Source organism: Mesorhizobium sp. M7D.F.Ca.US.004.01.2.1 (assembly GCF_003997785.1).
GTDB classification, from domain to species: Bacteria; Pseudomonadota; Alphaproteobacteria; order Rhizobiales; family Rhizobiaceae; genus Mesorhizobium; species Mesorhizobium loti.
The window spans coordinates 1-7,967 of record NZ_RZRQ01000268.1 but is presented as its reverse complement, the minus strand read 5'-3'; the positions used below and the strand labels follow the sequence as shown (position 1 = coordinate 7,967).

At 65.9% G+C, this 7,967-nt stretch carries 7 protein-coding genes; 5 read left to right on the top strand and 2 right to left on the bottom strand.

Annotation, left to right across the window (positions count from 1 at the left end; all coding sequences use genetic code 11):
• The 5 genes from EN993_RS26900 to EN993_RS26880 all read left to right on the top strand — a co-directional run.
• A partial coding sequence (locus EN993_RS26900) for a cyclase family protein (RefSeq protein WP_164757828.1) occupies window positions 1–400 on the top strand: 400 nt, incomplete at its 5' end.
• Window positions 401–415: 15 nt separating this feature from the next.
• The gene (locus EN993_RS26895; RefSeq protein ID WP_127265278.1) at window positions 416–1,987 is read left to right on the top strand and encodes an NAD(P)/FAD-dependent oxidoreductase; all 1,572 of its coding nucleotides are present in this window, start codon (window positions 416–418) and stop codon (window positions 1,985–1,987) included.
• Complete coding sequence (locus tag EN993_RS26890) at window positions 1,987–2,469, top strand: MarR family transcriptional regulator (protein WP_127265277.1); 483 nt, start codon at window positions 1,987–1,989, stop codon at window positions 2,467–2,469. The genes EN993_RS26895 and EN993_RS26890 overlap by 1 nt, the downstream gene beginning before the upstream one ends.
• A gap of 101 nt (window positions 2,470–2,570) precedes the next feature.
• Window positions 2,571–4,724 carry an indolepyruvate ferredoxin oxidoreductase subunit alpha gene (locus EN993_RS26885; RefSeq protein WP_127265276.1) on the top strand — a complete coding sequence of 718 codons (2,154 nt, stop codon included), beginning with the start codon at window positions 2,571–2,573 and terminating at the stop codon, window positions 4,722–4,724.
• Complete coding sequence (locus EN993_RS26880) at window positions 4,717–6,297, top strand: indolepyruvate oxidoreductase subunit beta family protein (RefSeq protein ID WP_127265275.1); 1,581 nt, start codon at window positions 4,717–4,719, stop codon at window positions 6,295–6,297. The genes EN993_RS26885 and EN993_RS26880 overlap by 8 nt, the downstream gene beginning before the upstream one ends.
• 33 nt (window positions 6,298–6,330) lie before the next feature.
• Here the strand turns inward: EN993_RS26880 and EN993_RS26875 are convergent, their stop codons facing one another.
• Both EN993_RS26875 and EN993_RS26870 read right to left on the bottom strand, forming a co-directional pair.
• Window positions 6,331–7,569, bottom strand: coding sequence for a DUF1501 domain-containing protein (locus EN993_RS26875; RefSeq protein ID WP_127265274.1), 1,239 nt, complete (start codon window positions 7,567–7,569; stop codon window positions 6,331–6,333).
• Between the two features lie 34 nt (window positions 7,570–7,603).
• Window positions 7,604–7,967: DUF1800 family protein (locus tag EN993_RS26870; protein WP_127265273.1), on the bottom strand; the 364-nt coding region annotated here is incomplete at its 5' end.

The window sequence follows — 7,967 nt, the reverse complement described above, 5'->3', positions numbered from 1 at the left end:
ATGGGAAGCCAAGCATGGCGCCATCAATGCCGGCGAATGGGTGGTGATGCGCACCGACTGGTACAAGCGCAACGGCTCCGAAGCCGAGTTCCTCAACGCCAACGAGACCGGCCCGCACACGCCCGGCCCGACGGCCGAAGCCATCCAGTTCCTGATCAGCAAGGACATCAAGGGCTGGGGCTCGGAGACGATCGGCACGGATGCCGGCAAGGCCGGCGGCATGGAGCCGCCGTTCCCGGCGCATACGCTGATGCACAAGGCCAACCGCTACGGCCTCGCCAGCCTCTGCAACCTCGACCAGCTGCCGCCGAAAGGTGCGATCCTGATCGCCGCACCGCTCAAGATCGAGCACGGCACCGGCAGCCCGATCCGCGCGCTGGCGCTTGTTTCGAAGGGCTAAGCGAAAGCGTTTGCCGTGAGCCAGCCGGATCACATCATCGTCGGCAGCGGCATCAACGCGCTGGTCTGCGCGGCGATGCTCGGCGGCAAAGGCGCCAAGGTGCTCGTCCTCGAGCGCAACGACCGCATTGGCGGTTGCATGCGCACCGAGGAGATCACCGCGCCCGGCTTCATCCATGACGTGATGGCGACGACCTTCGTGCTGTTCATCACCTCGCCGGCCTTTGCAGCACTGGGCGCCGACCTTTCGCGGCACGGGCTGGAGTTCTGCCACACGGGCACGCCGACCGGCGTGCTGCGGCCGGACGGCAGCCATGCCGTGCTCAGCACCGACCGCGCCGCCAACATCGCCGCCCTCAACGCAATCGCCGCCAGCGATGGCGACCGGCACGCGGACGATGTCGGCGGCATCGAACGCAATGCCGGCCTGCTGTTCGGCCTGCTCGGCGGCAGCCTGTGGTCCTATCCGACCGCGAAGCTTTTGGCCGGCGATGCCTGGCGGCGTGGCTCGCGTGGCCTTGCCGCCTTTCTCGGCGAAGCACTCGTGCCGGCGCGCAACTGGCTGGAAAGCACCTACCAGTCCGAAACCATCCGTGCGCTGTGGGCGCCCTGGGTGCTGCATGCCGGGCTCGGACCGGAAGATGCATTCTCCGGCCAGATCGCCAAGGTGATCGCCTTCGCGCTGGAGGCGGCCGGGGCACCGATCGTCAAGGGCGGCGCGCAGAACCTGCTGGCCGCCTTCGAGGCATTGATCACCGAGCGTGGCGGCGTCATCTCTACCGAAGCGGACGTTGCTTCCATCATCCTGGCTGGAGGTCGCGCAACCGGCGTGCGGCTGGCCTCGGGCGAAACGGTCCATGCGAAGAAGAGCGTCATATGCTCGGTCACGCCAACGCAGCTCTATGGCAGGCTGCTTGGCGCGGATGCACCCAAAGCCGATGTCGAGGCGACGCAAAAATACCGCTACGGCAAAGGCAATTTCCAGATCCACTACGCCTTGGACAAACCGCCCGCATGGCGCGGCGAAGGCCTGGACAAGGTGGCGTTGCTGCACCTGACACCGGGACTGGATGGCGTGTCAAAGGCCTGCAACGAGGCGGCGCGCGGCATGCTGCCGGAAGTGCCGACCATCTGTGTCGGCCAGCCGCACGCGCTCGATCCGTCGCGCTGTCCGGAGGGCAAGGCGATCCTGTGGCTGCAACTGCCTGAGGCTCCCCGCCATATCAAGGGCGATGCCGCAGGCAAGCTGCAGGCGCCGGCTGACGGGCAATGGACCGACGCGTTGCGGGAAGCTTATGCCGATCGCGCCGAAGCCATCCTTGCCAGCCATATCGACGGCTTCAAGGACAGCGTCATCGCGCGTCGCGCCTATTCGCCGGCCGATCTCGAAGCGATGAACATCAATCTTGTCGGTGGCGATCCCTATGGTGGCTCCTCGACCATCGACCAATCGTTCCTGTGGCGGCCGTTCAAGACCAGCCGCAACCACCAGACCGGCATCAAGAACCTCTACCATATCGGCGCCTCGACCCATCCGGGTGCCGGGCTCGGCGGTGGCTCCGGCTTCCTCCTGGCGGGGAGGCTGTGATGGAACAGAAGGTTGCGGAAAAGCGCCAGCGCATTTCGACCCTGGGGCAGATCGGGCTGCAGCAATTCGCGCCCTATCTGATGAACCGCATCATGGGCCGCTACAACGCCACCTTGCGCGACGATTTCCGCAAACAGGGGCTGACCATTCCGCAGGTGCGCACGCTGGCCGTGCTGTCGGTCACCGACGGCATCACCGTCAACGACCTCTCGGTCTACACTGTCATCGAGCAGTCGACCTTGAGCCGGACGCTCGACTCACTGGAGGGCCAGGGTCTGGTACGGCGCGAGCAAGGTGTCACCGACAGCCGCATCCGCCACGTGTTCCTGACCGATGAGGGCCGCGCCGAGTTCACCCGCGCCTGGCCGGCCATGCATGACGCCTTCGAGGCGATGTTCGACGATATCGACGACGCCGAATATTCCGCGCTCATCGCCACGCTTTTGAAGATGCTGAAGAACATTCGCAAGCACGACATCTAGCATGACCCCGAAAAGTGGAAGCCGGTTTTCGGAAGAGGTCATGCGCAAACAAATAGACCTACGCGCCGCCAGCCTCAGGCGGTAACGGAAGGATTGAAGAAATGGCCGAACGGTCTTTTGCCAAGGAAGTCGAGAAGCTCAGGCTCGGCGCCGGCGAGGAATTTGCCGGCGAAGGCATCCTCGCCATCACCAAGGCGCTGCTGCAATGCGGCGTCGGCTATGTCGGCGGCTATCAGGGCGCGCCGATCAGCCATCTGATGGACGTGCTGGCCGACGCGCAGGACATTCTGGGCGAGCTCGGCGTGCATTTCGAGGCCAGCGCTTCGGAAGCCACCGCCACCGCCATGCTGGCCGCCTCAGTGCATTATCCGATCCGTGGCGCTGCCACCTTCAAGTCGACGGTCGGCACCAATGTCGCCTCCGATGCGTTGGCCAATCTCGCCTCCGGCGGTGTCACCGGCGGCGCGCTGATCATTGTCGGCGAGGACTACGGCGAGGGCTCCTCGATCATGCAGGAGCGCAGCCATGCCTTCGCCATGAAGAGCCAGGTCTGGCTGCTCGACCCGCGCCCCAATCTGCCCTCGATCGTCAAAGCGGTGGAGGACGGTTTCGAGCTGTCCGAGATTTCCAACACGCCGGTCATGCTGCAGGTCCGCATCCGCTGCTGCCACGTCCACGGCCATTTCATCGCCAAGGACAACAAGCGGCCACCTATGACGGTCGCCGATGCGCTTGACGCCCCGCGCCGAGACACCGGGCGCATCGTGCTGCCGCCCGCTTCCTTCCTGCATGAGAAGGAGAAGGTGCAGAAACGCTGGCCGGCGGCGGTCGACTTCATCCGCAAGAACAAGATCAACGAGTTCTTCGGCTCGGATCATGGTTCGGTCGGCATCGTCATGCAGGGCGGCATGTACAATTCGGTCATCCGCGCGCTGCAGCGGCTCGGCCTTGCCGACACTTATGGCGACACCGACGTGCCGCTCTATGTGCTCAACGCCGTCTATCCGCTGATCGATGACGAGTTCCTGTCCTTCTGCGAGGGCAAGCAGTCGGTGCTGGTCGTCGAGGAAGGCCAGCCCAACTACATCGAACAGGCCTTTGCCTCGATGCTGCACAAGGCCGGTCGCGGCACCAGGCTGGTCGGCAAGGAGCACCTGCCGATGGCTGGCGAATACACCGGCCAGGTCATGCTCGACGGCATCGGCGCCTTCCTGCGTGCCGAGGCGCCGCATCTGCTGCCGGGCGAAGTGCGTGCCCCCAACAAGGTCGGCGACGGCGTCGACACCGCCGATTTGATCAATGTCGTGCCGGGCCGTCCGCCGGGTTTCTGCATCGGCTGCCCGGAACGGCCGATCTTTGCCGCGACAAAACTGGTCGAGCAGGAACTCGGCAAGCACCACATCGCCTCCGACATCGGCTGCCATCTGTTCTCGATCATGCCGCCCTTCGAACTCGGCGCCACCACCATGGGCTACGGGCTGGGGCCGGCCTCTGCCTCGGCGTTCAATTCACCCGATGCCAAGCGCCGCTCGATCTCCTTCGTTGGCGATGGCGGCTTCTGGCACAACGGCCTGACCTCCTCGATCGGCAACGCGGTGTTCAACAAGAACGACGGAGTCATCGTCATCGTCGATAATTTTTACTCGGCGGCCACCGGCGGCCAGGACATCCTGTCGTCGCGCGCCGGTAACAAGACCAAGTCGACGAAGCATCCGATCACCGAGGCGGTCAAAGGCATGGGTGTCAAATGGCTGCGCCATGTCGACCGCACCTATGACGTCACCAAGATGCAGGACACGCTGCGCGAGGCGCTGACGACGGAGGAGAAGGGGCCGAAGGTCATCGTCGCCTCGTCCGAATGCATGCTCAACCGGCAGCGCCGCGAAAAGCCGCTGGTCGACAAGGCGATCAAGGGCGGCGAGCGTGTGGTGAAACCGAAATTCGGCGTCGACGAGGATATCTGCACCGGCGACCATGCCTGCATGCGGCTGTCCGGCTGCCCGTCGCTGTCGGTCAAGTCGCTCGACGATCCCCTGCGCGACGATCCGGTGGCGCATATCGACCAGAGCTGCGTCGGCTGCGGCAATTGCGGCGAGGTCGCCGATGCGGCGGTGCTGTGCCCATCCTTCTACCGCGCCGATGTCGTCCATAATCCGAGCCATTGGGACCGTTTCCTGGAAGCCGCGCGCCGCGCCACCATCGGCCTTTTGCAGCGTCGCCGCGAAAGCCGGCGCCTGACCTTCGCCGATGCTTGACGCTGTCCCCCCACTTCGCGCCCACGTCGGCGCTCAGGATGACGAGCGTGTCATCAAGCTTGCCGTGCTCGCGGTCGGCGGCCAGGGCGGCGGCGTGCTCGCCGACTGGATCACCGATGTCGCCGAGCGCAACGGTTATGTCGCGCAATCGACCTCGGTCGCCGGCGTCGCCCAGCGCACCGGCGCCACCATCTACTATGTCGAGATGGCCCGCGACACCGGCCGGCTGCCGGTCTTTGCATTGTCGCCGTCGCAGGGCGATGTGGATATCCTGATCGCCGCTGAACTGATGGAAGCCGGCCGCGCCATCATCCGCGGCTTTGTCACGCCCGAGCGCACGACGCTGATCGCCTCGTCGCACCGCATCGCCGCCGTGTCGGAAAAAATCGAACCCGGCGACGGCCGAGCCTCGTCTGCCAGGGTTCACGCAACGGCGGAGGCCGCATCGAAGCGCTTCATCGCTTTCGACATGGAAAAGATCGCCGCCGACAATGGTTCGATGATCTCGGCCAGCCTGCTCGGCGCGCTGGCGGGGTCCGACGCGCTGCCCTTCACCCGCGAGAGCTACGAACAGGCAATCGGTGCCGGCGGCCGGGGCGTCAAGGCCAGCCTCGCCGCCTTCGGTGCCGCGTTTGACCGCGCGCGCGGTACGGCAGCGCCGGCGTTGAAGCCGGCTGAGCCCGCGATTGTCGAATCTGCCCTGGGCGCCGGACAGGTGAGTGGTCCGCAAAACCTGCTGCAAGGCTGGCAGGCTTTGGCCGCCCGCATCGATCTGTTGCCGGTGGCCGTGCGCGACATGGCGCTCAGGGGCCTGAGAAAGGTCGTCGACTATCAGGACATCGCCTACGGGCGCGAATATCTCGACCGGCTGGACAAGGCCATCGCGCTGGACGGGCCGGACCGCGGCTATGGCCTGTCCATCGCCGCCGCAAAGCACCTAGCCAACGCGCTGTGCTACGACGACATGATCCGCGTCGCCGATCTCAAGACCCGCTCGACGCGCGACAAACGCGTGCGCCGTGAGGTCGGCGTCAAGGACGGCTCGATCCTGCAGGTGACCGAGTATTTCCACCCGCGCATCGAGGAGTTCTGCGGCACGCTGCCGGCGGGTCTTGGCAGCTACATCGAAAACCGGCCGAAGCTCGCCTCCTTTCTCGACCGCCGCATCAACCATGGCCGCCGCATCCGCACCGACAGTTTCGCCGGCTTTGCAGCCCTCTGGTTCATCGGCGGCCTGCGCCGGTGGCGCCGCAGCCTGCTGCGTCACAAGGTCGAGATCGCGCATCTCGACCGCTGGTACGCTCTGGCGCTCGACCATGTGCCTCAGGATTATGCGCTGGCTGTCGAGATCCTCAACTGCCGCCGGCTGATCAAGGGCTACAGCGACACCCATGTCCGGGCGCAATCGAAATTTGACCGGGTGCTGTCCGCGCTCGATCTGCTCAAGGGCCGAGCGGACGCCGCCGACTGGATCCGGCGCCTGCGCGAGATGGCGCTGAAGGACGAGAAGGGCGACATGCTCGACGGCGCGCTGAAGACGGTGGCGACGCTCAACGACAATGCAGTCCGCTGACGGACGTCGTGACGCCCATTGGCTATTCAGCCGTCACGCGACAAGCCCCTGCATTGGCTTCACTGCGGCGGACTCCGGAAACACCTTGTCGCCGAGGGTTCCGGCCGAAAGCCCGAACTGATCGGCAAGCAGCCCTTTCAGCACCGCCCTGACATCGCTGGTCGGCGCTAGGTCGCGTTGTTCGTAAAGCTGAGCTGGCTTCAATCCAGGCCAATCAGCGATGACGCGCCCGCCCTTGATGGCGCCGCCGGCCAACAGCACCACAGTGCCGGTGCCGTGATCGGTGCCGACGGTGCCGTTGATCTGGGCCGTGCGTCCGAACTCGGTGATGACGACGATCGCCGTGTCCTTCCAGCGCTCGCCGAGACCTTTCTCGAATTCTTCGAAGGCGCCGTCGAGACCGCCGAGCAAGGTGGCGAGCCGACCGGTCGCACCGCCTTCATTGACATGCGTGTCCCAGCCATCGAAGGCGAGAGCCGCAACACGCGGCCCGTCGTCGGCCGCCATCAGCTTGGCCGCACCCTGTGCCGCCTGCCGCATGCCGGCGGCACTGTCGGGACCGCCCTTCGGCTTCATCGCCTTGGCGCCCATCTGGTCGTCGAGCGCCATGCGGTCGGCGTCGAGCCCCTTTTGCAGGGCCACCGCGAGAACCGTGTCGCGATGCTGGTAGAGGTCGAGAACGCGCGCCGCGAAACCATCGCTGGGTGCCGGCAGCGATTGCGGCGCCCAGCCAAGTACGGGTGCGGCGCCACGGATCACCAGCGGCGTTGACGGCCCGACGGCCAACCCACCAAGCGTTGCCACGCGGTCGCCCGATGGCAGGTTTTCAAGCGCCCGGTTGAGCCAGCCGGTGGCGACATGGCCGGGGCCGGCAAAGCCGCTTTCCAGCACGTCCTGGCCGTCGAAATGCGAGCGGTCGCGATAGCCGGTTGCGGCCGCATGCACGACCGCCGCCTGGCTGTTCTTGAACAGCCGTGCAAACACCGGCATCGACGGATTGAGCGCGAAGAAGCCGTCCAGCGGCAGCGCCGCATGCGGGCCGGTCAGGGACAAGGCGATGTCGCCATGCAAGCCGGCATAGTCGGGATCGCCGACCGGACCGACCGCCGACAGGCCGTCAAGCGCGCCGCGCAGCACGATGACGATCAGACGTGGATCGCGATTGTCGGCGGCGCGGGCAAGGCGGGGCATGTAGGCCCAGGCAAACAGCGCGCCACCGGTCATCAACACGGCGCGGCGGGAGGGATCGGGAACTTCGCACAGCAGGCTCATGACATCGTCTCCACGGAAGTTGTCTGCGCTGGAACTACCTGCGCTGGAATTCTGGGGCCATCAGCAACAGCGCCAGCCCTTGCTGCTTGGATTCGGCATGGGCGATCGCCTGCCGCGTCTCCGGCGAGGCGGCAGGGCCGATCAGCGCCTCGAGCATGTCGTTGGGATTGCCGATATCCTTGACCTGGCGTGCCGCTTGCCAGGCGATGTCGAGGCGGATTTTCATACCCTCGGCCGACGTCCAGCCGTCGGCCCCGTCGGAAAAGCCGTTGGGTCCCGGCGGCTGCCAGAGCGGCTCGCCCAGCGCGTTGAGCCAGCCGAGCGACTGGCCGGGATCGTTCGCCGAGCCGGGACCGGCCGCCCTTCGGATGGCGGCGATATAGTCGAAGGGCGAGCGT

Excerpts from the sequence above, each read along its gene's own strand:
- EN993_RS26885 (WP_127265276.1), top strand. The coding sequence starts at position 2,571 with ATGGCCGAACGGTCTTTTGCCAAGGAAGTCGAGAAGCTCAGGCTCGGC.
- EN993_RS26880 (WP_127265275.1), top strand. The coding sequence starts at position 4,717 with ATGCTTGACGCTGTCCCCCCACTTCGCGCCCACGTCGGCGCTCAGGAT.
- EN993_RS26875 (WP_127265274.1), bottom strand. The coding sequence starts at position 7,569 with ATGAGCCTGCTGTGCGAAGTTCCCGATCCCTCCCGCCGCGCCGTGTTG.
- EN993_RS26890 (WP_127265277.1), top strand. The coding sequence starts at position 1,987 with ATGGAACAGAAGGTTGCGGAAAAGCGCCAGCGCATTTCGACCCTGGGG.